28 protein-coding genes are annotated in these 26,522 nt (G+C 66.8%); 13 read left to right on the top strand and 15 right to left on the bottom strand.

Annotated features, from left to right (window positions below):
* Window positions 1–56 precede the first annotated feature (56 nt).
* Complete coding sequence (locus tag AC0Z6F_RS07705) at window positions 57–494, top strand: hypothetical protein (protein WP_485616875.1); 438 nt, start codon at window positions 57–59, stop codon at window positions 492–494.
* Window positions 495–508: 14 nt separating this feature from the next.
* Complete coding sequence (locus AC0Z6F_RS07700) at window positions 509–1,009, top strand: GNAT family N-acetyltransferase (RefSeq protein WP_012510374.1); 501 nt, start codon at window positions 509–511, stop codon at window positions 1,007–1,009.
* A 3-nt stretch (window positions 1,010–1,012) separates the two neighbouring features.
* On the opposite strand, the gene AC0Z6F_RS07695 is transcribed toward AC0Z6F_RS07700, so the two are convergent.
* A complete protein-coding gene (locus tag AC0Z6F_RS07695) occupies window positions 1,013–1,987 on the bottom strand; it encodes a LysR family transcriptional regulator (RefSeq protein WP_100467959.1) in 975 nt (324 codons plus the stop codon).
* A gap of 138 nt (window positions 1,988–2,125) precedes the next feature.
* Here AC0Z6F_RS07695 and AC0Z6F_RS07690 point away from each other — a divergent pair, with 138 nt between their 5' ends.
* Window positions 2,126–3,052, top strand: a complete 927-nt coding sequence (locus AC0Z6F_RS07690; RefSeq protein ID WP_012510376.1) for an alpha/beta hydrolase — start codon at window positions 2,126–2,128, stop codon at window positions 3,050–3,052.
* A 42-nt stretch (window positions 3,053–3,094) separates the two neighbouring features.
* Here the strand turns inward: AC0Z6F_RS07690 and AC0Z6F_RS07685 are convergent, their stop codons facing one another.
* Both AC0Z6F_RS07685 and AC0Z6F_RS07680 read right to left on the bottom strand, forming a co-directional pair.
* Entirely contained in the window at window positions 3,095–4,489 is a 1,395-nt protein-coding gene (locus tag AC0Z6F_RS07685) for a DUF2867 domain-containing protein (protein WP_100467960.1), read from the bottom strand.
* Window positions 4,490–4,513: 24 nt separating this feature from the next.
* Complete coding sequence (locus tag AC0Z6F_RS07680; RefSeq protein ID WP_004147836.1) at window positions 4,514–4,825, bottom strand: metalloregulator ArsR/SmtB family transcription factor; 312 nt, start codon at window positions 4,823–4,825, stop codon at window positions 4,514–4,516.
* A gap of 128 nt (window positions 4,826–4,953) precedes the next feature.
* Here AC0Z6F_RS07680 and AC0Z6F_RS07675 point away from each other — a divergent pair, with 128 nt between their 5' ends.
* From AC0Z6F_RS07675 to AC0Z6F_RS07635, 9 genes are all read left to right on the top strand, one after another.
* Window positions 4,954–5,535, top strand: a complete 582-nt coding sequence (locus AC0Z6F_RS07675) for an NMCC_0638 family (lipo)protein (RefSeq protein WP_012510378.1) — start codon at window positions 4,954–4,956, stop codon at window positions 5,533–5,535.
* 210 nt (window positions 5,536–5,745) lie between these two features.
* Window positions 5,746–6,213, top strand: a complete 468-nt coding sequence (locus tag AC0Z6F_RS07670; protein ID WP_012510379.1) for a DUF2975 domain-containing protein — start codon at window positions 5,746–5,748, stop codon at window positions 6,211–6,213.
* Window positions 6,213–6,437, top strand: a complete 225-nt coding sequence (locus AC0Z6F_RS07665) for a helix-turn-helix domain-containing protein (protein ID WP_012510380.1) — start codon at window positions 6,213–6,215, stop codon at window positions 6,435–6,437. The genes AC0Z6F_RS07670 and AC0Z6F_RS07665 overlap by 1 nt, the downstream gene beginning before the upstream one ends.
* A gap of 43 nt (window positions 6,438–6,480) precedes the next feature.
* The gene (locus tag AC0Z6F_RS07660; protein WP_012510381.1) at window positions 6,481–8,022 is read left to right on the top strand and encodes a TerC family protein; all 1,542 of its coding nucleotides are present in this window, start codon (window positions 6,481–6,483) and stop codon (window positions 8,020–8,022) included.
* A 121-nt stretch (window positions 8,023–8,143) separates the two neighbouring features.
* Window positions 8,144–9,280 (top strand): metallophosphoesterase, encoded by a 1,137-nt coding sequence (locus AC0Z6F_RS07655; protein WP_485616874.1) that lies wholly within the window; start codon window positions 8,144–8,146, stop codon window positions 9,278–9,280.
* 72 nt (window positions 9,281–9,352) lie between these two features.
* Window positions 9,353–9,763 (top strand): hypothetical protein, encoded by a 411-nt coding sequence (locus AC0Z6F_RS07650; RefSeq protein ID WP_012510383.1) that lies wholly within the window; start codon window positions 9,353–9,355, stop codon window positions 9,761–9,763.
* 97 nt (window positions 9,764–9,860) lie between these two features.
* Window positions 9,861–10,061 (top strand): hypothetical protein, encoded by a 201-nt coding sequence (locus AC0Z6F_RS07645; RefSeq protein ID WP_485616873.1) that lies wholly within the window; start codon window positions 9,861–9,863, stop codon window positions 10,059–10,061.
* Window positions 10,062–10,064: 3 nt separating this feature from the next.
* Complete coding sequence (locus AC0Z6F_RS07640) at window positions 10,065–10,874, top strand: hypothetical protein (protein WP_485616899.1); 810 nt, start codon at window positions 10,065–10,067, stop codon at window positions 10,872–10,874.
* Between the two features lie 77 nt (window positions 10,875–10,951).
* On the top strand, window positions 10,952–12,211 hold the full coding sequence (locus AC0Z6F_RS07635) for an MFS transporter (protein WP_012510385.1): 1,260 nt from the start codon (window positions 10,952–10,954) through the stop codon (window positions 12,209–12,211).
* A gap of 4 nt (window positions 12,212–12,215) precedes the next feature.
* Here AC0Z6F_RS07635 and AC0Z6F_RS07630 read toward each other — a convergent pair whose 3' ends face one another.
* Window positions 12,216–13,163 carry a nucleoside hydrolase gene (locus AC0Z6F_RS07630; RefSeq protein ID WP_012510386.1) on the bottom strand — a complete coding sequence of 316 codons (948 nt, stop codon included), beginning with the start codon at window positions 13,161–13,163 and terminating at the stop codon, window positions 12,216–12,218.
* Between the two features lie 151 nt (window positions 13,164–13,314).
* Between AC0Z6F_RS07630 and AC0Z6F_RS07625 the strand changes: the two genes are divergently transcribed.
* Complete coding sequence (locus tag AC0Z6F_RS07625; protein ID WP_041864487.1) at window positions 13,315–13,641, top strand: hypothetical protein; 327 nt, start codon at window positions 13,315–13,317, stop codon at window positions 13,639–13,641.
* A 71-nt stretch (window positions 13,642–13,712) separates the two neighbouring features.
* Here the strand turns inward: AC0Z6F_RS07625 and AC0Z6F_RS07620 are convergent, their stop codons facing one another.
* The 11 genes from AC0Z6F_RS07620 to mqo all read right to left on the bottom strand — a co-directional run bounded on the left by AC0Z6F_RS07620 (window position 13,713) and on the right by mqo (window position 26,384).
* Window positions 13,713–14,432: a GntR family transcriptional regulator gene (locus AC0Z6F_RS07620; protein WP_012510388.1), complete on the bottom strand. Its 720-nt coding sequence runs from the start codon at window positions 14,430–14,432 to the stop codon at window positions 13,713–13,715.
* Window positions 14,433–14,538: 106 nt separating this feature from the next.
* Entirely contained in the window at window positions 14,539–15,906 is a 1,368-nt protein-coding gene (locus tag AC0Z6F_RS07615) for an SLC13 family permease (protein ID WP_004147906.1), read from the bottom strand.
* Between the two features lie 104 nt (window positions 15,907–16,010).
* A complete protein-coding gene (mdcH, locus tag AC0Z6F_RS07610) occupies window positions 16,011–16,931 on the bottom strand; it encodes a malonate decarboxylase subunit epsilon (protein ID WP_012510389.1) in 921 nt (306 codons plus the stop codon).
* On the bottom strand, window positions 16,928–17,785 hold the full coding sequence (mdcB, locus tag AC0Z6F_RS07605) for a triphosphoribosyl-dephospho-CoA synthase MdcB (protein WP_004147910.1): 858 nt from the start codon (window positions 17,783–17,785) through the stop codon (window positions 16,928–16,930). Before mdcB ends, mdcH begins: the two co-directional genes overlap by 4 nt.
* Window positions 17,782–18,423 carry a malonate decarboxylase holo-[acyl-carrier-protein] synthase gene (gene mdcG / locus AC0Z6F_RS07600; protein WP_004147911.1) on the bottom strand — a complete coding sequence of 214 codons (642 nt, stop codon included), beginning with the start codon at window positions 18,421–18,423 and terminating at the stop codon, window positions 17,782–17,784. The genes mdcB and mdcG overlap by 4 nt, the downstream gene beginning before the upstream one ends.
* Entirely contained in the window at window positions 18,416–19,120 is a 705-nt protein-coding gene (gene mdcE, locus AC0Z6F_RS07595; RefSeq protein ID WP_041864633.1) for a biotin-independent malonate decarboxylase subunit gamma, read from the bottom strand. The genes mdcG and mdcE overlap by 8 nt, the downstream gene beginning before the upstream one ends.
* Before the next feature lie 2 nt (window positions 19,121–19,122).
* On the bottom strand, window positions 19,123–20,031 hold the full coding sequence (locus AC0Z6F_RS07590) for a biotin-independent malonate decarboxylase subunit beta (protein ID WP_012510391.1): 909 nt from the start codon (window positions 20,029–20,031) through the stop codon (window positions 19,123–19,125).
* Window positions 20,028–20,348 carry a malonate decarboxylase acyl carrier protein gene (mdcC, locus tag AC0Z6F_RS07585; RefSeq protein WP_004147942.1) on the bottom strand — a complete coding sequence of 107 codons (321 nt, stop codon included), beginning with the start codon at window positions 20,346–20,348 and terminating at the stop codon, window positions 20,028–20,030. Before mdcC ends, AC0Z6F_RS07590 begins: the two co-directional genes overlap by 4 nt.
* Before the next feature lie 10 nt (window positions 20,349–20,358).
* Window positions 20,359–22,002 carry a malonate decarboxylase subunit alpha gene (gene mdcA, locus AC0Z6F_RS07580; RefSeq protein WP_004147943.1) on the bottom strand — a complete coding sequence of 548 codons (1,644 nt, stop codon included), beginning with the start codon at window positions 22,000–22,002 and terminating at the stop codon, window positions 20,359–20,361.
* Window positions 22,003–22,192: 190 nt separating this feature from the next.
* Window positions 22,193–24,385 (bottom strand): TonB-dependent siderophore receptor, encoded by a 2,193-nt coding sequence (locus AC0Z6F_RS07575; RefSeq protein ID WP_012510392.1) that lies wholly within the window; start codon window positions 24,383–24,385, stop codon window positions 22,193–22,195.
* Window positions 24,386–24,683: 298 nt separating this feature from the next.
* Window positions 24,684–26,384, bottom strand: a complete 1,701-nt coding sequence (mqo, locus tag AC0Z6F_RS07570) for a malate dehydrogenase (quinone) (protein ID WP_012510393.1) — start codon at window positions 26,382–26,384, stop codon at window positions 24,684–24,686.
* Window positions 26,385–26,522 lie beyond the last annotated feature (138 nt).

Genomic DNA, 26,522 nt, shown 5'->3' with positions numbered 1-26,522 from the left:
GCTGGCGCACGCAGTGCCACCTAGACTGGCCCTCCGATCGCTTGGAAGGAGCCATCATGACCGCTCGCCCCGTTGTCGCCGCAGTGCTGCTGGCCGGGTTGTTGGCCGGCTGTACCTCCACCGCTTCGCAGACCGCTGCGGATGCGCCGCGCCATCCCTCCGTCGCCGCCGACCTGAGCCCGGTGCCGGCCTTCACCGGCGGCGGCGCGGGTTGGAGCATCGAGATCGCCTCCACCGGCAAGGGCAACCACGATGCCAGCCTCAGCGTTGACGGCCGCATCCACAAGGGCACGCTGCGCTATCTGGGGCAGCCGGCGGATGCGCCCAGCTCGCTGATCGTGCTCAACGGTGAACTTGGCAGGCAGCCGGCCGTCGTCGAGATCAAGCGCGAGTCGTGCCGCACTGCCGAAGGCGTCGACACCCTGGCCAGCGTACAGGTGACGATGGAAGGGCAGCCACAGCGCCGCGGTTGTGGCCATCTGGCGGTGTATTGAGGTCGCGCGACGGCATGCTCGAGATTCCCACGCTTTACACCGAACGCTTGCGGCTGCGCCCGCAACGGCTCGATGACTTCGAGGTCTACGCCGCATTCCTGGCGTCGCCGCGTGCGTGCGGCATGGGCGGTCCGTTTGGTGAGGTCGCCGCGTGGGGGCAGTTCTGCCACGACCTGGCCAGCTGGCAGCTGTTCGGCCACGGTGCGCTGATGATCGAGCGCGGCGACAGTGGTGCCTGCATCGGCCAGGTCGGTATCAACCACGGTCCGTTGTTCCCGGAAAAGGAACTGGGCTGGCTGCTGTACGACGGCCATGAGGGGCAGGGGTTCGCCACCGAGGCGGCCGGCGCGCTGCGCGACTGGGCCTTCGTGGTGGCGCAGCTGCCGACCCTGGTCAGCTACATGGCGCCGGACAATATGGCATCACAGGCCGTTGCGCAGCGGCTGGGCGGCGTGCTCGATGCGCAGGCCGTGCGCAGCGATGCGGATGATCTGGTGTACCGCTACCCGCGTTGAGGCCTAGCCGCGGGTGGCGGGGGCCTGCACCGTGCGGCCGAGCGCCTTGGCGACGCCTTCGCGCTTCTCGATCAGGAACTCCATCAGTGCACGCACGCGAGGTGGCATCTGCTCGCGCGAAGGCACATACAGGTAGAAGCCGGGGAACGGCGTGGACCACTCCGGCATCAAGCGGACCAGGCGTCCATCGGCCAGCATCGGCTGCAAGGAGAGGTCGATGTGCTGCATCACGCCCAGTCCCTGCAGCGCCGCCCGGATCATCCCTTCGTCGTCGTTGCTGACATAGCGACCGCGTGGTTCCACCTCAAAGTCATGGCCGGGTTGGCCGGGCGTGCTGAACTCCCAGGCATAGATGTTGCCGCTGCCGGTCTGTCGGTAGCCCAGGCATTCGTGCGAGGCCAGTTCGGCCGGCGTTGTTGGCGTGCCATGCCGGGCCAGGTAGTGGGGCGAGGCGGCGACCACCATTTCCAGCATCGGCGTGACCGGAACCGCGATCATGCCCTCGGCCAGGCGTTCACCGAGGCGGATGCCGGCGTCGCAGCCGTCGGCGACGATGCTGGACAGGCCATCATCCATCACCAGTTCGATGCGCAGCTCGGGAAAGCGCGCGAAGAATTCCGGCAGGTGCGGTTCGATCAGGGTCTTGGCGGTCAGGCGCGCGGTGTTGATGCGCAGCAGGCCCGACGGTGCATCGTGGTTGGCGCGCAGGCCGCGTACCGCGGCTTCGATGGTGCCCAGCGACGGCCGTAGTGCGTCGAACAGGCGCTGTCCTTCCTCGGTCAGCGACATCTCACGGGTGGTCCGGTGCAGCAGACGCACGCCCAGCTGCCTCTCCAGCGTCTTCAGGTTCTGCGACAGCGCCGGACGCGAGATGCCCATCTCGTCGGCTGCCTTGGTGAAGCTGCGGTGGTGGGCAATGTGGGCGAAGCCGGCCAGATGCGGCAGCAGGGCGGGGCTGAACGGGGTAGATGGATTCATCGGCGGGCCGTCGCGGACTGGTAACTCCAGCTTACTACTGTGGTCAGCATTGTCGGCTTTTTCGAGTCCAATACCAGGCCTATCGTGTTGGCAACGGCGACACCCCGGTCACCCCTTCGCCCCACAGAGGAAACGCCTATGGAAACCGTCAGCATCCAGAATCCGGACATGGCCTGGCAGATTGCCGCCGACCTGTATTTCCCGCCGGGTTTTGACCGCCAGCGCAGTTACCCGGCCATCATCAGCATGCACCCGATCGGCAGCTGCAAGGAGCAGACCTCGGGCAATGTCTATGGCGAGGCCCTGGCCCGCGAGGGCTTCGTGGTCATTGCCTTCGACGCCAGCTTCCAGGGCGCCAGTGGTGGCGAACCGCGCTGGATCGAAGACCCGACACAGCGGGTGGAGGATGTTCGCCACGTGGTCGACTACCTGGTCACCTTGCCGTATGTGGATGCCGGACGCATCGGCGTGCTTGGCATCTGTGGCGGAGGCGGTTACGCGATCAACGCCAGCATGACCGAACGCCGCATCAAGGCCATCACCAGCATCACCGGGGTCAACTTCGGCCGCCTCAGCCGTGAAGCCTTCGGTGGCTTCGATCCCATTGGCACGCTGGAGGCGATTGCCACCCAGCGCACTGCGGAAATGCGTGGCGGCGAGGCACGCGTGGACATGTTCCTGCCGATGTCGGTGGAGGAGGGGCGTGCGGCCGGCATCACCGATATCGATGTGCTGGAAGCCACCGAGTACTACCGCACTGCGCGTGGCCAGAAGCCCAACGGTGCCTCGCGTGCGCTGTTCTCGCACCGCGCTGCGGCGATCGGTTGGGATGCGTTCCACCTGGCCGAGGTACTGCTGACCCAGCCGCTGCTGGTGGTGATCGGCGACAAGCCGGGCGGCTTCGGTGCCTACCGTGATGGCCTGGAGATCCATGGCCGCGCAGCGTCCAGGCACAAGCAGGTTGCGATGATCGAAGGCTGGTCGCACTACGATCTGTACGACAAGCCGGAGCCGGTGGCGCAGGCGCTGGCGGCGGTGATCCCGTTCTTCAGGCAGCATCTGTGAGGTGATGCTGCCAAGAGGGTACCGGCTGCTGGTTGTCTGGCATTACCTGGGCGCGGGGTGTCCCGCCCAGTCACCGATGCCGTCCAGTTCCGGTGCAAGTGCGTGTTCGGCCGCACGCCGCAGCAGTGCCGGTGCGACGTAGTGGCGATGCGTGCTGTCGATCAGCGCCATGTAGATGCGACCGAACGCATTGTGGGTCTGCACGCGCGAACCGAGACTGATCTCGACGCCACCATCCGCACGCAGCTGCACCCGCACGCTGCTGCGGAAACGCAGATGGCGGTCGTCGGCACCGAGCAGGACTTCCGCGCAGTGGTCATCTGCATCGACCCGCGAATCCAGCACTGGATAACGGTCAGCAAACAACCGGCTGCGGTCATTGGACAGCAGCGACGATACCGGGCAGCCCAGCGGTGAGGTGCGCAGCCGCAGCGGCGCAACCAGGCGGTTGCGCAGCGCCATCAACCGGTCCACGCCGCTGGGAGGATTGCGCAGGAAGCCTTCCAGTACCTCGGCCAGCAGTGCCGACGCGGAACGCTGCCGCAGCTGTGTGCTGTCCAGCTGCAGCGTGGTCAGGTCCTGGTAGTGGCTGAGCGGCAGCGCAGCGGCCAGCAGGCCGTCGCTGTGTGGCGCCTGCGACTGGATGGGATAGGCCGGCGTAGCGCGTTCGACAAACCCACGCAGCGGTTGCAATGTGATCCGCCGCAGCGGGCCGAACCATGCACGGGTGCGCGCACACAGCCGGGCACGCAGGCTGGGGGGCGCAGCCTGCAGTGACAGCTGCATCAGCGGCGTGGCCGCCAGAGCGGCTGCCGTCGGCCAGCAGGCTTCCGGCAGTACGTCAGTGAGGCTGGGAATGTCGGCGGCATTGCGCTGTACCTGCGCACGGGTGTGCTCGCTCATCGCACCGGCCAGTTCATTGCTGTGGCACGACAGCGCGAACAGCGCCGGATGGTTGCGGTGGTTCGATGCGAACTGGTGCCAGGTGCCGCCACCGAAGCGCACGGTGAACAGGCAGTCCGGCGGGATGCGGACGCGCCGCAGCGTGCGCGCGAAGACGCCGGGATCGCTCGCCAGCTCCGCGTCGGAAACGCTGGCGAAGCGCAGCTCGGCGCCGGCGCTGCCGGCGACGGCCGTGAACATGCGTGGACCGGCATGGCGATGGAACGGATGGCCACCGGCACCAACAGAGAAACTGTACAGCGAGGACGGATCACCCTGCTGCAGATGCATGCCGCCCAGCCGTGCCGAGGGCTCATCCAGCGCATCGATGAAGGCCGGATGGTGGCGCTGGCGCTGGTTGGCGTCGATGATCAGTGCATCACCGGCACCGATGCCCAATTGCGCGATCAGCGTGACTTCGGTCGGGCTGGCTCCTTCCCGGGCGGGAAGCTGGACGGCTGGAAACGAACGGCGGTCGCGGGTCGGTCCAGGCATGGTCGCGCTCCTTGGCAGGGATGCTCAGCGGGCAGGGGACTTGCGGCGGGCGCGGGCTTCGCGCTTGAGCGGGCCACCGACCGGACAGACTTCAGCGGCCCAGGAGAACAGCGTATTGGCCAGGCGGTCCGGCACCTGCCGGAAGTACACGAACTGGCCACGCTTCTCGCGTTCGATCAGCCCGGCTTCCTCAAGGATGCGCAGATGGCTGGACAGCGCGGGCTTGCTGAAATCGAAGCGCTCGGCCAGTTCACCCGCGCTGAGCTCACCGGCGCTGAGGTAGGCCAGGATCTGCCGGCGCGCGGTGGAGGCAAGGGCTTCGAAGATGCGGTCCATGGCGAGCTAATTAACTAATTCGTTAATTGATAGTCCTCCCGCTGCAGCCGGCTGTCAAGCGTCGGCCAGTTGCACGGCCCGCATGCCCTTTGCCATCCTCCCCGCTGCTTTCCGTCTTTGGAGTTTCGATGCGCGCTGCGTTCTGGCTGGTCCTGGCCCTGCTGCCCACCCTGGCTGTGGCACAGCCCGCGCGAGCGGCCAAGGACAATGCCTCCGCGCAGGACCCCTTCAGCGAACTGTTCGATACCGCCTGCATGCAGCACATCGGTGCCCCGGCGCGGCTGCAGTCGTTGATGGAATCCAATGGACTGTCGCCGTTGCAGCCTGCCGAAGCGGCCACGCTGCTGCAGGGCCAGCCAGGCGTGGCCTGGATGGTGCCGCTGGCCAGTGGCCGCTATGCGGTGAGCTGGGCCGACGATGGCACCTGCACGGTGTATGCGGAGAAGGCCGATGTGGCGGTGGTGCAGAAGGGCTTCGCACGGTTGATGCTGGCCGCACCGAAGCCGTTGCAGGCACGTTCGCTGCCGGGGCGCGGGCCGCTGTCGGCCGATCAGGTCGCCATCCAGTACGGCTGGGCCGCGCCCGGCCAGAGCAGGCTGCAGGTCCGTTTCCGCCTGGTCACGCGGCAGGCACCGGAGGCCGGCGTGCAGGCGATGGCGTCGGCGACCCCGGGCGAGGCGATGCTGGAACAGGCTGCGCCCGGACGCTAGCGCCGGGCCTGGCGCGGCGGCCGATGCAGGGGCCACGCTCGCGATTCAGTTTTTCACCGGGGATGTGGTATATCGTTTATCGATAAATCCACCCCGGGGCGGCGAAGCCACCCCAACACCGGAGGCCGCTTGACCGCTCGTCCCGCCCGCGCCAGACCCGCGCGAGGCTTGTTCACCCTGGCCCAGGCCGCCGTACAGGCCGTCCGGGCGATGTGCTGGCTGGGCATCCTGGCCGCACTGCTGGCCGTGCCGCTGGTCGCCCACGACCGTCGCTGGCTGCTCGACAGCGTCCACGACGCCAATGCCGCCGCCGCGCATGGCAACGACCTGTTCCTGCATTTCTGCCTGGGCCTGGGCGCGATCGTCGCGCTGCTGGTGCTGTGCCTGGTGTTCCTGCGCCACCTGCTGCGGCTGCTGGCATCGGCGGCACGCGAGCGGCCGTTCACCCATGCCAATGCGCAGCGCCTGCAGCGCATGGCGTGGTTGATGCTGGCGATGGAACTGCTGTCGATCCTGATCGGCGCCTACGCCGCATGGATGGGCCCGGACTTCACCTGGATGGAAGTCGGTGGCGGCATGTCGATCACCGGCCTGGTCGCGGTGCTGATGCTGTTCGTGCTGGCACGCGTGTTTGCCGTGGGTGCGGCGATGCGCGATGACCTCGACGGTGTCATCTGATGGCGATTGTCATCACCCTGGACCGCATGCTGCAGCAGCGGGGAATGACCCTGTCCGAGCTGGCCGGGCGCATCGACATCACCCTGGCCAACCTGTCGATCCTGAAGACCGGCAAGGCGCGCGCCATCCGCTTTTCCACGCTGGATGCGATCTGCCGCGAGCTGCAGTGCACGCCTGGCGATCTGCTCGGGCATGACCCGGCGCAGGCGCAGGAGGCTGACTGAGTGTTTCCCCTTTTCCCTTACCTACTGACGAAACGGACCTGAAATGGAATGGTTGGCTGACCCCTCGATATGGATGGGCCTTGCAACCCTGGTCGTGCTGGAGATCGTTCTCGGCATCGACAACCTGGTGTTCATCGCGATCCTTGCCGACAAACTACCGCCGCACCAGCGTGACCGCGCGCGGGTGATCGGCCTGGCGCTGGCGCTGCTGATGCGGCTGGTGCTGCTGGCCGCGCTGGCATGGATCATGAAGTTGACCGAGCCGCTGCTCACGCTGTTCGACCACAGCTTCTCCGGGCGTGACCTGATCCTGCTGGGCGGTGGCTTGTTCCTGTTGTTCAAGGGCACGATGGAACTGCACGAGCGCCTGGAGGGCCGCGAACACCACGAAGATGGCAAGAAGGTCTACGCCAGCTTCGCGATGGTGGTGGCTCAGATTGTGGTGCTCGACGCGGTGTTCTCGCTGGACTCGGTGATCACCGCAGTGGGCATGGTCGACAACCTGGGCGTGATGTATGCCGCGGTGACCATCGCGATGGTGCTGATGCTGGTGGCCAGCAAGCCGCTGACCCGCTTCGTCAACAAGCATCCCACGGTGGTGGTGCTGTGCCTGGGCTTCCTGCTGATGATCGGTTTCAGCCTGGTGGCCGAAGGCCTGGGCTACAAGATTCCGAAGGGCTATCTGTACGCGGCCATCGCCTTCTCGATCCTGGTCGAAGCCTTCAACCAGTGGGTGCGTTTCAACCGTGAGCGCAACGAGCGCCGCCAGCCGTTCCGTCAGCGCACCGCCGACGCCGTGCTGCGCATGCTCGGCGCGCGCCCGGCCAATGGTCATCACGACGAAGAAGCCAGCGAGCAGGTGGACGCCGAAGAGCGCCTGCAGCCGGCCGAGCACGAGATGATCCGCAGCGTCCTGGGCCTGGCCGATCGCCCGGTGTCGAGCGTGATGACCGTGCGTGCCGACGTGCAGTGGATCGACATGGCGCGTGGGCCGGAGGATGTGGTGGCACGCCTGGTGGCGTCGCCGCACACTCGCTTGCTGGTGGGCGATGGCGATCTGGACAGCCTGCGCGGCGTGGTACAGAGCCGCGACCTGCTGGCCGACCTGCTGCAGGGCAGGCCGCTGCAGCTGGAAGCCAACCTGCGCGAGCCGCAGTACGTGCTGTCGAGTGCCAGCGCATTGCAGGCGCTGGAACTGATCCGCCAGCACCCGGTGCCGTTGGCGGTGGCGGTGGACGAGTACGGCAGTGTGGAAGGCCTGGTGACCGCCAACGATCTGCTGGCGGCCATTGCCGGTGACCTGGTCGACACCCAGGACGAGCGCTATGGCGTGGTCGCGCAGGGCGAAGATTGCTGGGAGGCCGATGGTGCGCTGACCCTGGACGATCTGCAGCGCCTGGCCGGTGTGTCGCTGCCGCGCAGTGCCGACTACATGACCATCTCCGGGCTGGTGCTGGAACAGCTGGGCCGCCTGCCGGACGTCGGCGATGCGGTGGAGGTGACCAGTGTACGTGTCACCGTGCTGGCGATGGAGAAGCGCCGCATCACGCGCCTGCGGGTGGAACGCATCGACGGACTGGCTTGACCAACGCCTTGTTGTAGAGCCGAGCCCATGCTCGGCTGCATTTTGAGAAGCCGAGCGCAGGCTCGGCTCTACACAACACTGCCCGCAACCTTCACCATGGCGGGCCCGCATTCTTTCCAGGATGGTTGCAGTGCTGAGTACGATGGGTTTGTTGATGGGCCTGTACGTGGCCTGGCGCCTGTTCTGGCCACTGCGCATGCCCACCGGGCTGAAGGTCGTGCTGTCGCTGCTGCTGGTGGGCGTGGCCGTGCAGCTGCGCATCGTCGCTACCTTCTGGGGCACGATGGCCTCGCCGGAAATTCCGAAGCTGGCCATCGCCACGTTGGCCACGGGTTCGACTGCCGTACTGTTGCTGGCGCTGGTCCTGCTGATGCTGGACGCGGGCCTGCTGTTGTCGCGCATCCTGCGCAGGCCACGTGCTGTATCGGCGTTGCGCGCGCCGAAGCTGCGGCCGGTGGCGGGTGTGCTGGCGCTGCTGGTCAGTGGCTATGGCGTCAGCCAGGGCATGGCCGTCCCCAAGCCCCGGCAGATCGAGGTGAGCATCGCCGGACTGCCGGCTTCGTTCGACGGCTATCGCGTGCTGCAGCTGACCGACATCCATGCCAGCCGCCTGTTGACCGGTGACTGGGTACGCAAGGTCGTGGACCAGAGCAACGCACTGACGCCGGACCTGACCGTGATCACCGGCGACCTGATCGACGGCAGCGTCGAGGCCCGCCGCGATGACGCGCGGCCGTTGGCCGACCTGCATGCACCGGATGGCGTCATCGCCATCACCGGCAATCACGAGTACTACGCGCAATACCAGGAGTGGATGCAGGCGTTCCGCGCGCTGCACATGCAGGTGCTGGAGAACAGCCACCTGCAGGTACGACGCGGTGATGCAGCGCTGACCATCGCCGGCGTCACCGACCCGGTGGCGGCCCGCTATGGCCTGCCTCTGCCGGATCTGGAGGCCGCGCTTGCCGGTGCTGATCCGGGCGCGCCGGTGATCCTGCTCGACCATCGCCCGCGCAATGCGCGCGAGGCTGCCGCACGCGGGGTGAAGCTGCAGCTGTCCGGGCATACACATGGCGGCCAGATCATCGGCATGGACCAGCTTGTGAAGCGTGCCAATGGCGGTTATGTGTCCGGGCGTTACGAGGTGGACGGCATGACCCTGTACGTGAGCAACGGTGCCGGCCTCTGGGCCGGATTTCCGGCACGCATCGGTGTGCCGTCTGAGATCACCTTGATCACCCTGCGCCGCGCCCCGTGACCTGAAGTGGGGTCAGATTCCTTTCCCTGCGGGAAAGGGATCTGACCCCTGACAGACCACATGGAAGGAACCATGTCCCATCGCCGCGCACCCATGGAACGCCTGATCCGGGCCAATGCGGACGAGATCAATCGGCTGCGCCAAGCCATCCGCGAGGCCGCTGGCACGCGCTGGCGTGGCCCGGAAGAAATGCAGCGGCATGCGGCAGCCTGCGCGGAATACAACCAGCGCTATGAACAGCTTGCTTTCCCGGGTGGCTACGCCAACGCGCTGAAGCAACTTGCCGAACGCGATCCAGATACGGTGGATGTCGTGCTGACCTTCCTTGAGGTGCGCCCGTACTTCTTCCGTTCCGGATATATGTGGAAGACGCTGCTGAAGCGTGTGCCACGGGCACCGATGGGTGTGAAGCAGCAGGCCCGGATGCAGAAGATCCTCGATGCCTACGCTGCTTACCGGGCGGGAAGCAGGCACTCCCAGTAGCTCCACGCCATGCGTGGAGGTCGCGCCGCACCCAGCATCCCAGTCGGCCGCGGATCGGCGATCATGTGCACTGGGTCCTGAAACCAGGAAAGACGCAATGCAGGGAACGCATCCTTCAACCGGGCGCCGACGACACGCTGTGCTGCTGATCGCCGCATTGCTGCCGGTGGCCTGCCAGCGCACGCCTGACGCATCGGATGAGGCGCCGAGTGCAGACACGCCGGTTGTCGCGCCAGCGGCCGCCACTGATCTCTCCCCGCTGCTGGATGCCCTGCCGACCTGTGCGCTGGACGGCTGATACATCGATCAGCAAACCGACCGCCCGGCCCACCCCTGGCTGGCCGCGAATGCGCCACGACCCTGCAAGAAGGACGAGGAGAACGAGATCGCCACGTTCTGCGTGCAGGGGCAGTGGAAGGGACTGCCGGTGGAGGAGGTGATCCTGCCGACGATGACCTTCGTTTCGTTCCGTGGTGCGAAGATCGGCCTGCCGTTGGAGAAGGCGCGTCCGATCGTCCGCGAACGCTTCGGACAGGCTTTCCCGGGTGGTGCGCCTTACGAAGCGGGTCGCGAGCCGAAGCTGATGGCCGATCCCGAGGATGCGCAGCGTTCGTGGCTGCTGTGCAGCACGCCCGAGCCGGGGGGCGATGTGGGCAGCCAGGCAGGCGTCAGCTACTCGGGCATGAACCTGCCCTACGACCACGACGGCTGCAGCTACCGCTACAGCCCGGTCGACTTCTGCGATGCGCGGCATCTGGCAGCCATCGAAGATGCGCTTCAGCACCAGAAACCCAATTTCAACCAGCACTATCTGCTGGTGCGGGTCGATGATCGTCCCGAGTACTTCCAGCGCACGCTGGTGCTGGTCGATACCCGCACGGGCAGGGTGACGCCACTGCCGTTCGATGCCTTCACCGGACCAGCAGGGAGAGGCGGAGATGCCACCGGCTACGGGACACTGGAAACGGGCGTGGACCAGCCGCAGTTCTGCCTCGACGGCGCGTTGCTGGTCTACCGTGTGTTCGAGGAAGGTCGCTTCTGCTTCGGCTTTGACGGTGAGCGATTCACCGGCCATGAAACCCAGTACATGCAGGCGACGGACAGCCGATGACCGGTATTTCACCCCGGCCATGACATCCTCCTCGAACCTGCACAATCGGGATCGAGGCTGTTGAAGGCGAACACGCAATGACTGCCGCGCGGCAGCGCTCGATGTGGGTGGCCGGCCTGTCCACGGTGGTGGAGTGGTACGACTTCACCTTGTATCTGTACTTCGCCACGGTGCTGTCGCGGGTGTTCTTCGGCGGCGGCAAGGAGGCGATGCTGGTGACCCTGGCCGGGTTCGCGGTGTCCTATCTGATGCGTCCACTGGGTGCGCTGTGTTTCGGCCACCTGGGTGACCGGCTGGGCCGGCGCTGGATGCTGCTGGCGTCGATGGCCTTGATGGCAGCGGCGATGCTGGCCACCGCACTGTTGCCGACCGCTGCCACGGCAGGTACCACGGCGGGCGTGCTGCTGCTGGTGCTGCGCTGCGTGATGGCGTTCTCGGTAGGCGGCGAATACACCGGCGTGGTTGCGTACCTGCTGGAAAGTGCGCCGGTGCGGCGACGCGGGCTGGTGACCTCGCTCGCTTCGGCGGCCAGTGAAGTGGGGGCGCTGCTGGCAGTGGCGATCTCCGCGCTTACGGTTGCGCTGCTGCCCACCGCGCAGCTGGACAGCTGGGGCTGGCGCATTCCCTTCTTCGTCGGCGCGGCGTTGGCGGTTGTGATCCTGGTCGCGCGCTCGGGCATGCACGAATCGCCGGAGTTCGAGCGCCAGCGTCGCGAGGGCAGTATTCCGGCTACGCCGCTTCGCCACGTATTGCGTAACCACCCACTGGCGGTGGCACGCACCTTTGCGATCTCGGCGCTGGGCTCGATCACCTACTACGTGGGCATCACCTATGTGCCGGCGTTCCTGCATGCACAGGGTCACGACGAGGGCGATGCATTATGGCTGTCGACGATTGCGGCAGTCGCGGTCATCGCGATCACGCCGTTGTGTGGCGCATTGTCCGACCGCGTCGGGCGACGCCCGATGCTGCTGGGTCTGACCCTGCTGGCGGCGCTGCTGCCACTGTCCCTGTTCGCGTGGATGGCACAGGCGACGGCGCTGGGCATCGCGCTGGCGGCGGTGCTGCTGGCCTGTGTAGCCGGTGGTGTGAGCGCGGTGGCGGCCCCGGCTACGGCCGAGCAGTTCCCGGGCGAGGGCCGGGTCAGCGGGCTGGCACTGGGGGTGACCATGGCCACCGCATTCTTCGGCGGAGCAACACCCTGGCTGGCGCAATGGTGGGTGGAGCGCAGCGGCTGGGCGGCCGCGCCGGGCGCGATGATCGCGCTGGTGGCGGTGCTGGTGTTGCCAGTGCTGTGGACCCTGCCCGAGACGGTCCCGGGCAGGGCCAAGCGCTAGCCGATCAGACCTTCAGGGTCTGCTCGATGTCGGCCAGTACGGCGGCCGCATCCACGCCGATGGCAATCGACTGCAGTACATGGCCGTCCCACACGCTGGGACCAAAGCCCATGCCTTCCGGCTTGGGAATGGTCATGCCGCGGGCAACGCCATCGGTGGCCACGCGCACGCTGGCACGTTCGAACTGGAACAGCTCCGGGCGGGTCAGCGCGATGCAGGCGCAGCAGTCATGCACGACCATGCCCTTGTGGCCGGCCTGCAGGTAGAAGTCGACGTAGTCCTGCGACAGCGCACGGACCAGCTCGGCGTCGGCACCGCCGATGGCGGCCAGCTTGTCCAGGCCGTCGCGGTTCATTTCCACGCGGGTGGTGACATCCAGCCCGATCGCCGTGACCGGCCACTGCGCGGTGAACACAATGTCGGCTGCTTCGGCGTCGCCCCAGATGTTGGCCTCGGCGGCCGGGGTGATGTTGCCGTTGACGTGGAAGGCGCCGCCCATCAGCACCACGCCGCGCACCAGGCCGGCGATGTCCGGAGCCTGCTGCAGGGCAAGGGCCAGGTTGGTCATGCGGCCGACCGCGACCAGGGTCACTTCGCCCGGATGGGCGCGGACCAGATCGATGATCAGCTGGGCCGCCGGGCGCGCATCGACGGCCACGTCCAGGCTGGCCGGCACCGGGTGGTTGCCCAGGCCGTTGTGGCCGTGGATGTGCACCGGCCAGGCTTCCGGGGTAGCTTCGGGCTGCAGCGGGCCACCGGCACCGCGCGCGACCGGGGCGGCAAAGCCCCAGGCCTGCTTCAGGTACAGCGCATTGTGCGTGGTCGACTCCACCGAGGCGTTGCCGAAGGTGGTGGTGACGCCGATCAGGTCGATCTGCGGGTGCTTGTGCAGGTACAGCAGGGCCAGGGCGTCGTCGACGCCCGGGTCGGTATCGAAAATGACTTTCAGCATGTTGTTGTTCTTCTTCTTCCGTGTGGTGCAGGGGGGCCGGCGGCCTTGCGGGCAGGCCGGCGCGCCCTACATTGTCCCATCTTCATGACAGGCAGGGCCATTGCCGGGGTGGCAGGCCATAATGCCCCCAGTCCAGGCACGGAGCCGCCGAATGCTGATCGTTGCCCTTCTGCTGGTCCTGCTGGTGCTGGGCCTGAACGTGGTGGCCACCGTGGTGATCGCGCAGCGTGACGGCCTGACGGCGGGCGGCCGGACGGTGCAGTTGCTGCTGGTCTGGCTGCTGCCGCTGGTCGGCGCGATCCTGTGCATGGCAGTAGCCACGGCCGATGGCTCGGGCAGCCGGGCGGATGGCGGCGCAAGCTACGACAGCTCAGGTGGCTATTCCGGTGACAACCACAGCCATCACAGCCACAGCAGTTCCGACTGCAGCAGTGATGGTGGTGGGGGTGACGGCGGCAGCTGCGGTGGCGGCGATTGATGAGACGTCCCAGGGTGCCCGCCAAGGTCACGTCCTGGTAGTGCCGGCCGCTGGCCGGCAACCCTGTGCGCTCAGCCGCCGCCTTCGGTCGGCAACGGCGCCGGCACGTTCAACAGCCCGCCCGCCGCCACATAGGCAGCCAACGCCTGGCCCTGGCTCAGCAGATGGCGCTCCATGGTGCGTTCGGCGGCCTGCGCATCGCGGCGGCGGAAGCATTCCATCAACTCGCGGTGTTCGGCCAGCGACTGCGCGGTGCGCCCGGGGGTCAGCAGCTGGCGGCCGCGATGCATCTTCAGGATGCGGTGCAGATCGTGGGTGATGCGGATCAGCCAGGGGTTGCCCGCGTAGTGCTGCACGGTTTCGTGGATCAGGTAGTTGTTGCGGTAGTACTCGGCGATGTTGCCTTCGGCCGCCGCCGCTTCCATTGCCGCATGCAGGTCTTCGAGCTGCTGCACGCCGGCGTCGTCGATGTGCTTCACCGCCTCATGCGCGCAGCGGCCTTCCAGCATCGCCATCACCGGGAACAGCTGGTTGAGGTCTTCCAGCGTCAAACGGGTGACCCGGCTGCCACGACCGGCATCGATCTGCACCAGGCCTTCGGCGGCCAGCAGCTTCAGCGCCTCGCGCAGGGGTGTGCGGCTGATGCCCAGTTCTTCGCACAGCGCGGGCTCGTCGATCCACTCGCCCGGCGGCAGCCGGTAATCGTAGATGCGCTCGCGCACGTGTTCGGCCACCTCTTCATACAGAGGCGCGCGCTTCTTCGGTGAACGTGGGGCAGGGGCAATAGCCATGGAGGAAGTGTACCGCCAGGTAGTGCCGGCCGCTGGCCGGCAACCCATGATCGCTGGATGGCTTCATGAGATTGCCGGCCAGCGGCTGGCACCACCGTTGGGATGATTACATCCAGCCCGGCACCACGAATACCAGCCAGGCCAGCAGCGGCCCCAGCGCCACCACCAGTCCGCTGTAGACCAGGAAGCGGCGGAACAGCGTCTCGCGCTCTTCCTTGGCGGCCGAGGCCACCACCAATGCGCCATTGGTCGAGAACGGGCTGACATCGACGATGGTGGATGACACCGCCAGCGCACAGATCACGCCGGCCGCGCTGAGGTGGCCCTGCATCAGGAACGGCACCGCCAATGGAATCGTCGCGCCGAGTACCGCCGCCGATGAGGCGAATGCGGAGACGATGCCGCCGACGTAGCAGACCAGCAGCGCACCGAGCAGCGGGATGCCGATGTCGGAGACACCGTTGCCGATGAAGTCCACCGCACCGGCATGTTCCAGCACACCGATGTAGGTCACCACGCCGCAGATCAGCAGCACGGTGGACCAGCTGATGCCATCGACCGCGCCTTTCTGGCTCTGCGGCGAAAGCAGTGCCAGCACCACCGCCACAGTGATCGACACCAGACCTACGTTGAGGTTGTAGATCAGCGCGGCCACGCCCAGGCCAAGCAGGCCGACCAGGGTGAACAACCGCTCGCGGGTCAGGCTCACCGCATCCAGTGCCACCGGATCATTGGACAGGGTGCCACCACCGGCGGCCACCAGCGCGCCGTGGCCTTCGATCGCGAACTGGCGCGACGATGCCTGCGGGCCACCGGCCATCGCCAGTTCCGCGTTGCCGACCATTCCCGCCGCGGTGATCGAGCCACGACGCAGCAGGGCGATGCCACCGAAGGCGAAGAAGCAGATCGTCGCCATCATGAAGTTGAAGCCCAGGCTGGTCAGGAACACCGCCATCTCGGTCACTTCCAGCCCGGCCTTCTGCACCACGCCGTTGGTGATGCTGCCGTACACGCTGATCGGCGAGAAGCCGCCCGCCTGTGCGCCATGGATGACCAGCAGGCCCATCATCAACGGGTTGATGTTGTACTGCTTGGCAAAGCGCAGCGCGACCGGACCGATGATGGCCACCGCTGCCGGGCCCAGCGCACCGAAGGCGGTCAGCACTGCGGTGATCACGAACATCACCCACGGAATGGCCACGATATGGCCGCGCACCGCTTTCACTGCCCAGTGCACCAGCAGGTCGATGGTGCCGTTCTTCTGCGCGATGGCGAACAGATAGGTGATGCCGACCAGGGTCAGGAACAGATCGCCGGGGAAGCCGGCCAGCACCTCTTTGCCCCCCATGTCGACCCACAGCCCGCCGATGATGAAGGCCAGCGCGAAGGCGACGGCGCCCATGTTGATCGGCATCGCGGTGGCAACGATGAACATGATCACCAGACCGATGATCGTTGCGATTTGTGGACTCATGCGCCCTCCCAGACACGTGACTCACGTACAGCGCGGATGGAGACCCGCCATCCCGGGGTAAGGCGACGTACTGCGTGTTGCGTGATACGTACTGCTCGAACCCGTTACTGCAGCCGCTCCAGCGCACTGCGAACCCATGCCGCCGCGCCTTCAAGGCTTTGGAACTCTTCCACCGCGCGTACCTCGCAGCACGGATAGGCCGGCGCGACCATGCGCGCCAATGCGTTGCCCGGGCCCAGCTGCAGGAACACCCGCGCGCCACGCTCGAAGGCCTGGCGCATCACCTGCGCCCATTCGATGGTCTGCGCGAGCTGCGCCGACAGCGTGTGGACCGCCGTTGCGCGATCCCGCACCGGTCGCGCATCGATGCCGGCCAGAAGGGGCAGGCGTGGCGCCTGCAGTGACACTGCTTCCAGTGCGGCGGCAAACGGTGCCACTGCGCCGGCCAGCAGCGGCGTGTGCGCGGGCACATGGACCGGCAGCGGGCGGATCTCCGCACCGCGCAACTGCGCGTCCATCGCCAATGCGTGCAGCGACCGCCATGCGCCGCCCACGATGAAGTGGTCGTGGCCATTGGCGATCGCGATGAAGGCGCCATGCACATCGCACAACTGCTGCGTGGCAACGCGGTCCAGTCCCAGTACTGCCTGGAGCCCGGCGTCATCGGGGCTGGCGGCATCCATCAGGCGCGCGCGCTGCGCGGACAGTGCCAGGCAGGTGGTGATGTCGAAGCTGCCGGCGATGGCATGTGCGGCGAGCTCGCCGATGCTGTAGCCCGCGATCACCGTCGGCGTTGGCAACACCTCGCGCAGGCCCTGCCAGTGCGCCAGGCTTGCCGCGCACAGCAGGGGCTGGGCCTGCACATTGTCGAAGCGGTCGTCGGCCGCCGCGGCGGCGAATACATCGCGGCCCAGCAGTTCGCTCGTGGCATCGAGTACCGGCCGTGCGGCAGCAAGGTCGCGCACGCGATCGAACATCGCCGGATGCTGTGCACCTTGTCCGGGGCAGAGCAGGGTAAGGCTCATGCGCGCTCCTGGCGCAGCAGGAACACGCTGCATGCCAACAGATCGGCGCTGCCGCCAGGGCTCAGCCGACGGGCGACGAAGGCGTCAGCGACGAGCTTCAGGCGTGCGCGCCAGGCCGGTGCAAAGGCACCGCCGGTAGCAAGGAAATCCTGCGCCTGCTGCCGCGCCCAGCGCAGGCCATCGGCCCCGCCACGATGCAGCAGGTTGAGGTCGTCGGTGTGGGCGACCAGCTGCATCAACGTGTGGCACATCGCGGCCTCGCGCGTCAGCCCATTGGCCAGCGCATCGCGCAGGCTGGGCAGCGCCACCGCGCGCAGCAGCGGGTAACCGGCGGCGGCCTGTTCGCGCACGCCCGGCACCTTGTGCAGGGCGCGCGCACGCTGGCCCGGGCTGGCTGCATCCAGCGGGGCGTTTGCGAAATCCGCAGCCCAACGGCGTACCTCCAGGCAGACCTGTTCGCCGGTGGCGGCATGGCCCAGGCGGGAGCGGCAGGCAGCGGCGGCCGCCACCAGCAGGCCGAGGCTGAAGATCGCGCCGCGATGGGTGTTGATGCCCGAGGTGGCACGCAGCATCGCCGCTTCGGCCGCGATGCCACGCTGGCGCAGCGCATCGAACGGCGCTGCCGTAGCGCCGGCGCGGGCCACGGCGGTGAAATAGTGGCGCAGCGCAAACAGGCTGCGCAGGAACGTGCCGGCATCCATGTCGTGGTGGCTGCCGCGGTCAAACGGTGTGACCAGCCCCGGTTTGGGGGCCAGGGCCAGCTCGGCATGCAGGCTGGCGACGGCCACGCGGCCCAGGCGTGCGCAGTCCACCGCCGAACCGGGTTGGGCAGCGCTGTGCGCGACAGCGTTCATGCGGCTATCCCGGCGGAACTGAACAACGCCTCGCGCAGTTCCAGTGCAGCGCCGTCGGCGCGCTTGACCAGCACCTCGCGACTGCGTCCGGCATACTCGCGCCAGTTCACGGCACCGCCGTCAGCCAGGCACAGTTCGCCATCGACGCGACGGTCGTACTCGGTTTCCCATGCCTGCAGGCTCGCGATCAACCTGTCGGCCTGCGCTGCGCTGTCAGCCTGCCACAGCAGGTCGATGTCCGAGCGCGCATGCACGTAAGGCAGATGGCTGAGCAGCTGCCAGGCAAACGCACCGAATACACGTGCCGGGGCGATGGCCTGCAGTGCCTGCAGTGGGTGTTGCCATACCACTGGCAGGTTGCCTTCAAGCACCGCCTGCAGCGTTGGCGGCGCCTCGGTCCGCAGTACGTCCTGCAGCGGTACGCGCAGGGCGAGGCGCAGCTTGCCCTCCATCGGAGGCAGCGGCACGCCGAGACGCAGGCGTGGATCGGCATCGTCCGCGGCACGACGCGCAACGATGGCCGGCAGACCCTGCGCAAACCAGTCGGCCAAGCGCGGCTCGTGCGCGGCGATGTCCGCCTGCCAGCCGGCGTGCACCGACAACCAGACCAGCGTATGGCGGGGCAGCCGCTCAGGCATCGCCCTGGCTCACGGCTGCAGCCACGCTTGCGGATAGTGTGCGCCCACCACGTTCGGCACCCCGCGTGGCGCGGCAGTCGCCTTCGGCGGGCGTGCGCAGGGCCTGCAGCAGGTGCGTGGCCAGATCGCCATCCCATAGCGATTCCACCGCACCCATTGCCACGTAGTTCTCCACGCCCGGCGCGAACACTGGCGAGGTCTGGCTGAGTGCCTGCAGTTTCTCCAGCGGCTGCTTGGTCACCCTTGCCATCGCGCGCAGGTCCATTACCCGCACCTGCGCATCGGGCAGGGCGTGGATGTGGTCGGCCATCAGACCGAATGAGAGGAAGCCGCCGCTGACCGACTCGCCATAGACCAGGGCCACCAGCCGCGCACCGCGTCGGCGTGCCAGATCCAGCGTCTGCGCCAAGTGAGCGAAGTAGCCGTTGATGCCAAGCAGTTCGTCACGGCGTGCCAGGCGTTGGCCGGCGGTGTCGACCAGCATCACGATCGGTCGTTGCGGATGCGCGGCGGTGCTGGCCAGCACGGTTTCGGCCAGTGCCAATGCGTGGTCCACGCCCACTTCAAGCTTGTCGGCGGTACCGATCACGGTCACCTCGCCATCCTCGGTGGTGGCGCTGCCGGTCAGCACCGAATCGTTCACCGCAATGGCGTGGCCACGCGGAAACAGGGCATCAAGCAGCGCGTGCAGCGGCAGGCTCATGGCAGGCTCCGGTCGGCGGTGGCGACGAGGAAGTCGTTGGTGTCCAGCAGCGGCAGCCGCTCGGGTTCGGCGATGCCCTGGAGGGACCAGATCTCAAGACCATCGCGGCATCCGCCCCAGGCCTGCACGCGTGCCTTCAACGCGGCATGGTGGGCCTGCAGCGCACTCAATGCCGCATCGGCATCGGTGCTGGCCGTGTGCGGCTGCAGTGCATCGAACGCTGCCTGCGCGAACGCCTCGATGGCATCGGGCACCAGTACCTGCGCCTGGTCGATCAGGTAGCGGTGCTTGCCACCGGTCACCCGCCAGACCAGCGCGCGGTCGCGGGAATCGAATTCCTCCACGCCGCGAACGGTTTCAATCACTTCCGGCCCGGACAGTGACAGCCGGCCTTCCTCGGACATGATCACGGTGCTGCAGCAGCGGGCGACGATGCCCATGCCACCGAACGCGCCATTGCCGCTGCCGATCAGTGCCACCACCGGCACGCCTGCAGCGCGCGCATCCAGCGTGGCGCGCATGATCTCGGAAATGGCAATCAATCCCGCGTTGGCCTCGTGCAGGCGTACGCCGCCGGTATCGAGCAGCAGCAACACGCCGTCGGGCCGGGTCGCCGCCGCACGGCGCAGCAGGCCGGTCAGCTTTGCACCGTGCACTTCGCCGACGCCGCCGCCCATGAATTCACCCTGCTGCGCGGCCAGCAGCACGCGCTTGCCGCGCAGCGTGGCTTCACCGACGACGATGCCGTCGTCGAACGCCGCCGGCTGGTCCAGCTGCGCCAGATGCGGGCTCATCATCCGTCGCGCAGGGCCCAGGAATTCCTGGAACGAACCGGCATCGACCAGGCCGGCGATACGCTCGCGTGCGTCGGCTTCGTAGTAGCTGTGACGCTGTACGCGGTTCATGGCGTGCCTCCGCCCAGCAGCGTTTCCACTGCCTGGTCAAGGCGCAGGCTGACCACCGCCGGGGTTGCGCCGGCATCGTTGATCGAGATGCGCACATCGCGCAGCGGATGGCGTCGTGCGAAGTCGGTGATCACCGCTTGCCACACGCTGCCGAAGCCCTGCGCGGCGGTGATGATGCGCACCGTCATCGCGCCGTCCAGCGCGGCCGGCTCCAGCAGGATTTCCAGGTTGCCCGATGCGAGCACGCCTACCAGCACCGCATTGGTGGGGAAGTGTGCATGCGTCGTGCCGTCGAATCGATAATCAAGGGTTTCCATGCTCTGTCCCTTACCAGTTGCGGAAGCGCTTGGGCGGGTCGTACAGTCCGCCGGACCAGCGCACTAGGTCCTTCACCGAGCGCGCGGCCAGCAGATCGCGGCTGGCATCGCGCACGGAGATGCCGAGGTCATCGGGACGGCGGATGACGCCACGGTCGCGAAGGTTTTCCACCATCGCGCGGTCGCGGCCCATGCCCACCGCGGTATAGCCGGCCACGCCACGGACCGCCTGTTCGCGCTCCTCAGGGGTGCGGCACAGCAGCAGGTTGGCGATGCCTTCTTCGGTCAGTACATGGCTGACATCGTCGCCATAGATCATCACCGGTGGCAGCGGCATGTCCGCGCGCTCGGCCAGCTCCCATGCATCCAGCCGATCGACGAAGGCCGGCGCCATGTGCTCGCGGAAGGTTTCCACCATCTGCACCACCAGCTTGCGCCCGCGCGGTATTTCACCGGGGCGCGCCGCCTGCTGGCCGGCCTTGATCCAGGCATCGCTGGCATGGCGGCGGCCGCGTGCATCCGAGCCCATGTTCGGTGCGCCGCCGAAGCCGGCGATGCGGTCGCGGGTGGCGGTGGAGCTGTTGCCCTGCAGGTCGATCTGCAGGGTGGAGCCGATGAACATGTCACATGCATACAGGCCGGCGGTCTGCGAGAACGCGCGGTTGGAGCGCATCGAGCCATCGGCACCGGTGAAGAACACATCGCTGCGTGCGGCGATGTACTTCTCCATGCCCAGTTCGGAACCGAATGAATGCACCGACTTGACGAAGCCCGATTCGATCGCCGGAATCAGTGCCGGATGTGGATTAAGTGCCCAGTGCTGGCAGATCTTTCCCTTCAGCCCGAGCGATTCGGCGTAGGTCGGCAGCAGCAGCTCGATGGCCGCCGTGTCGAAGCCGATGCCATGGTTGAGGCGGTTGACGCCGTACTCGGCGTAGATACCCTTGATCGCCATCATCGCCATCAGCACCTGGATCTCGGAGATCTGCGCCGGGTCGCGGGTGAACAGCGGCTCGATGTGGTTCGGCTTCGGCGCCTGCACCACGAAGTTGACCCAGTCAGCGGGAATGTCGACGCGGGGGAGAGTGTCGACGATCTCGTTGACCTGGGCGATGACGATGCCGCCGCCGAACGCGGTGGCCTCGACGATGACCGGGGTGTCTTCGGTGTTCGGGCCGGTGTAGAGATTGCCGTGGCGATCGGCGGCCTGCGCGGCGACCAGCGCCACGCGTGGGGTCAGGTCGATGAAGTAGCGGCCGAACAGTTCCAGGTAGGTGTGGATGGCACCGATCTGGATGCGGCCTTCGGCCACCAGGTTGGCCAGCCGCACCGATTGCGGGCCGGAGAACGAGAAGTCCAGCTTCGAGGCGATGCCGCGTTCGAACACATCCAGGTGCGAGGGCAGCGACAGCACCGACTGCACCATGTGCAGGTCATGCACCCGCGCGGGATCGAGGTCAGCCAGGCACTGGGCGAGGAAGTCGGCCTGCTTCTGGTTGTTGCCTTCCAGGCAGACCTTGTCGCCCGGCTCCAGCAGCGCGTGCAGCAGCTCGGCCACATCAGCGGCGGCGACCTCATGGCCGCGTGCCCAGGGCGAAGCACGCTCCAGACGCGCCCGGCGGCTGCGTTCCAACGTATCCCAGCTCGGGTTCATCGACCGGCTTCCGATTGGCGTTGAGATAATTACGCCATAATTACGAAGAGGCGTGCAACCCGCAATGCAGCAAAAAGAAGGGCCCGCTCGGAGGCGGGCCCATTCAGGTAGGCCACGGCCGTGGGTCGTGGCGGAGGGCGTGCCGACCAACGGTCGGCACCCACCAGGCACCCACCGGTTCGCGGGCCCCTCAGAACTTCCAGCGCAGGCTGGCCGCCACGAAGCGCGGTTCGCCGAAGTTGTTGTAGTCCAGGTTCGCCCAGTAGGTCTTGTCCAGCGCGTTGCGCACGCTCAGCGTTGCGGTCCAGCTGTCGCTGATGCGGTAGTTGGCGTTGAACTGCACCAGCATGTAGGCCGGTTGGTTCACGGTGACCGTGCCACCCAACGGGTAGGTGATGTTGTAGCCCTGCACCTTGCTCTGCCACTGCAGGCCACCGCCGATGCTCAGGCGCTCCAGCGCGCCGCGCAGCTGCAGCTGCGTGTTGAGCTGCAGCAGGTCCTTGGGCGGGTTGGCGTACAGCAGATCGGTGGCGGCGCGGGTGACCTTGACGTGGGTATAGCCGGCGTTGACCGTCCAGCCCGGCAGGATCTCGCCGTTGACGTCCATTTCCCAGCCGCGCGCCTTGGTGCCGTTGACGCCGACGTAGGCGGAGGTGCCATCGCTGAGCGAACCCTCCGGCACGCCCATGTCACGCACCGCGTAGTTGTCCTGCTTGGCTTCGAACACGGCGGCATTGGCGGTCAGGCGGCCATCGAACCACTGCGTCTTGATGCCCGCTTCCAGGTTCGAGCCCTGTACCGGCGCCAGCAGGTTCTCGTTGCGGTCCTTGAAGTTCTGCGGGTTGAAGATCTCGGTGTAGCTGGCATACGCCGAGACGTTCGGCGTGATGTCGTAGACCAGGCCGACGTAAGGGGTGACTTCGTCGCTGACCTTGTACGCACCGCTGGTGCCGGTGTAGGCGCCAGCGGCGTTGTACGAGCGGCTGAGAGTTTCCCAGCGGCTCAGACGTGCACCGGCAATCAGCGACAGCGGATCGGCCAGGCGCAGGCGGGTGGCCAGATAGACGCCACTCTGCGTGGTCTTGGCCACGCGGCGCGCGCCGGTGCGGCGGTAGGTCACCTCGGAGATATCGCCGTTCCAGCTGTACACGTTGGGGATGTAGTAGCAGCGGTCGCTGCCGCAGCGCGCCCAGTCGGTCGGGAAGTTCAGTGCAAGCGTGTTGGTGGTGCCTTCAAGATCCGACCACTGCGCACCGAGGGTCACGTCGTGGTCGCGGCCGAACAGCGGGAAACTGCCGGTCAGGTAGGCATCGACATTGCGGCGGGTGTCCTTGGAATCACCGGCGGCCGCACGCAGGTAGATGCCCGAGCCGGTCACCGGGTCCGGGCTGCCGGTGCCGTACAGGCGTACGTTCTGCACGTTGCCGCGGGTGTAGGCGGTGTTGATCTTCAACAGCCAGTTGTCGCCGAAGCGCTGTTCCAGATTGGCGAAGGCGGTGTTGCTCTCGCGCTTCCAGTAGCTCCACTTCGGCGACAGGTTGGTCGAGCGCGGCAGGTGCGCGAAATTGCCCTGGTTGTCGAAGAACGGCACGGTGCCCCAGGTCGAGCCGGTGGGGTTGTTGTCCTGGCTCTGGTAACCGAGGGTGATCGTGGTGCTGTCGGTGACGTCGCCTTCGAGCACCGCCATGCCGGCCATCTTGTTCTCATCGTAGCGGTCGTAGTACAGGCCACGATCGGTATAGGCGGCGACCACGCGGCTGCGGAAGCGGCCGTCGGCGGTCAACGGTGCGGTCACGTCGGCTTCCATGCGGCGGTAGTCCCAGCTGCCGGCGCTGACCGAGAACGAGGCGTCGAACTCCTTGCCTGGGCGCTTGCGCAGCAGGTTGACCGTGGCCGACGGCACGCCGGCACCGCTGAGCAGGCCGTTGGCGCCGCGGATCACTTCGATGCGGTCGTAGAAGGCGGTGTCGTATTCCTGGTTGGTCGAACCGCTGTAGGTGGGAATGCCATCGACCTGGAAATCGGTGATGGCGAAGCCACGCGCGTAGTACAGCGGGCGCTGGGTGTCATAGAAGGACACGCTGACGCCGGTGACGTTGCGCATCACGTCGTTGATGCTGAACAGCGATTCGTCCTGCAGGCGCTTCAGGCTGATCGCGGTGGCCGACTGCGGGGTTTCCTGCAGGGTGATCGGCAGGCGGGTGGTGCTGGCCGGTGGCGCGGATTTTTCGGCGCGCACGCTGACCCGGTCCAGGGTCTTGGCATCGGATGCATCGACGGCGGCCTCGGCGAACGCCGGAGACGCGACCAGCGCGAGCGAAGAGAGCAGGGCAGCCGGCAGCAGCGCACGGCGGGGCAGGCGGTTACGGAACGTCAGGGACATGGCGGGTTCGAAGCTCGGAGACGGGAAGGGGGCGGCAACAGTCGTCCAGCACCCGGGCGGCGGCTTCGGGCACATCAGGTCCATCTGGGAGAGGCGCGGTCACTGCGCAGGATGCAAATGTAAATAATTCTTAACAACATTACAATTCTCGTCATTGCGCAGAGGCTTCTCGGCATGCAGCAGCGCCCATGGCGGGGTCGGATCCCTCCCGTGCGGGAGGGATCCGACCCGCAGTCCCTCAAACGCGAACGGCCACCCGAAGGTGGCCGTCCGTGTCTGCGCAGGGAGTCTGCCAGGCTTACAGCGCCTGCAGCTCCTCGTTGGCGTTGCGCTTTTCCTTGGCCGGTGCCGGAGCCGCTGCAGGAACCGCTGCCGGCACCGGCGCCGCCGCGTTCGCGTCCACCGGCACCTCCAGGTACGGCAGGTGCAGGCTCTGGCTGGTCAGCGTGCGGATCTCATTGACCAGTGCCGCGCTGTCGTTGAGCTTGCGCCCGTACGACGGCACGATCTCGCGCAGGCGGCTTTCCCAGCCGGCCTTCATCTGGTCCGGGAAGGCCTTGGCCATCAGGTCCAGCATGATCGGCGGCGAGGTCGACGCACCCGGCGAAGCGCCGAGCAGGGCGGCGATGGTGTGGTCCTTGTCGGTCACGATCTCGGTACCGAACTGCAGCACCGGGCCCTTCAACGGATCGCGCTTGATGATCTGCACGCGCTGGCCGGCGGTCACCAGCTTCCAGTCGCCCGGCTTGGCATTTGGGAAGTACTTGACCAGTTCGGCCTGGCGATCAGCATCGTTCAAGCGTGCCTGGGCCATCAGGTACTGCACCAGGTCCAGGTTGTCCTTGCCCACTTCCAGCATCGGGCCGACGTTGTTGTGGTTGACCGACGAGTACAGGTCCCACCACGAGCCGTGCTTGAGGAACTTGGTGCTGTACAGCGCGAACGGCCCGAACAGGACCACCGGCTTGCCGTCCAGCTTGCGCGCATCCAGGTGCGGCACCGACATCGGCGGCGAACCGGTTTCGGCCATTCCGTAGGCCTTCACGCCGTGGCGCGAGGTCACGTCCTGGCCCTGGAAGGCGAGGAACTGGCCACCGACCGGGAAGCCGGCGTAGTCCTTCGATTCCGGAATGCCGGACATCTGCAGCAGCTTCAGCGCGGCGCCACCGGCACCGATGAACACGAAGCGGGCGTGGGTGGTGGACTCGGTGCCGGCCTTGAGGTCCTTCACCGTCACGTTCCAGCTCTTGTCCGTGTTCTGCCGCAGCGCGCTCACTTCGTGGTTGAGGTGCAGGCTGAAGTTCGGGCTGCGCTGCAGGCCGGTGGTCAGCTGGCGGGTGATCACACCGAAGTTGACGTCGGTGCCCAGCGGCATCCAGGTCGCGGCAACCTTCTGCTTCGGGTCACGGCCTTCCATCAGAAGCGGTGCCCACTGCTTGATCTGTGCCGGATCCTCGGAGTACTGCATGCCGTAGAACAGCGGATTCTTCACCAGGGCCTGCTGGCGCTTGTGCAGGTAGGCGATGTTGTCATCGCCCCAGACGAAGCTCATGTGCGGGGTCGGGTTGATGAAGTCGCTGGGCTGGCTCAACCGGCCTTCCTTCACCTGGTGCGACCAGAACTGGCGCGAGACCTCGAACGATTCGGCAATGCCGACCGCACGCTTGGTCTCGATGCTGCCGTCGGGCAGTTCCGGGGTGTAGTTCAGTTCGGCGAAGGCCGAGTGGCCGGTACCGGCGTTGTTCCAGCCATCGGAGCTTTCACCGGCGACGCCGTCGAGGCGTTCGTAGACCTGGATGTTCCAGTCCGGCTGCAGTTCCTGCAGGTAGGTGGCCAGGGTGATGCTCATGATGCCGGCGCCGACCAGTACAACGTCGACGGGCTTGTCGTTGCTGGCGGCGGGCACCGAGCGCTTGGTCAGCGGCCAGTACAGGAACAGCGCGGCGGCCAGCAACAGCAGCACGAGCAGGGCGAGCAGAACCTTGCCAAATTTCTTCATGGGGGCGGGATCGTTGGCGGAGGGGAGGGGGTCAGGATGCGCGTGGGAACGCGAAAGGGCGTGAAGAAACAAGGCGTTGCGCCATCCATTCGCGGATTTTAACCGCTTCTGGTCCCTTTTTGATGCAACGCAGCATCC

This window comes from Stenotrophomonas sp. 1L-E-5-B-C3 (genome assembly GCF_057292075.1).
This window is presented reverse-complemented; position numbering and strand designations above follow the sequence as displayed.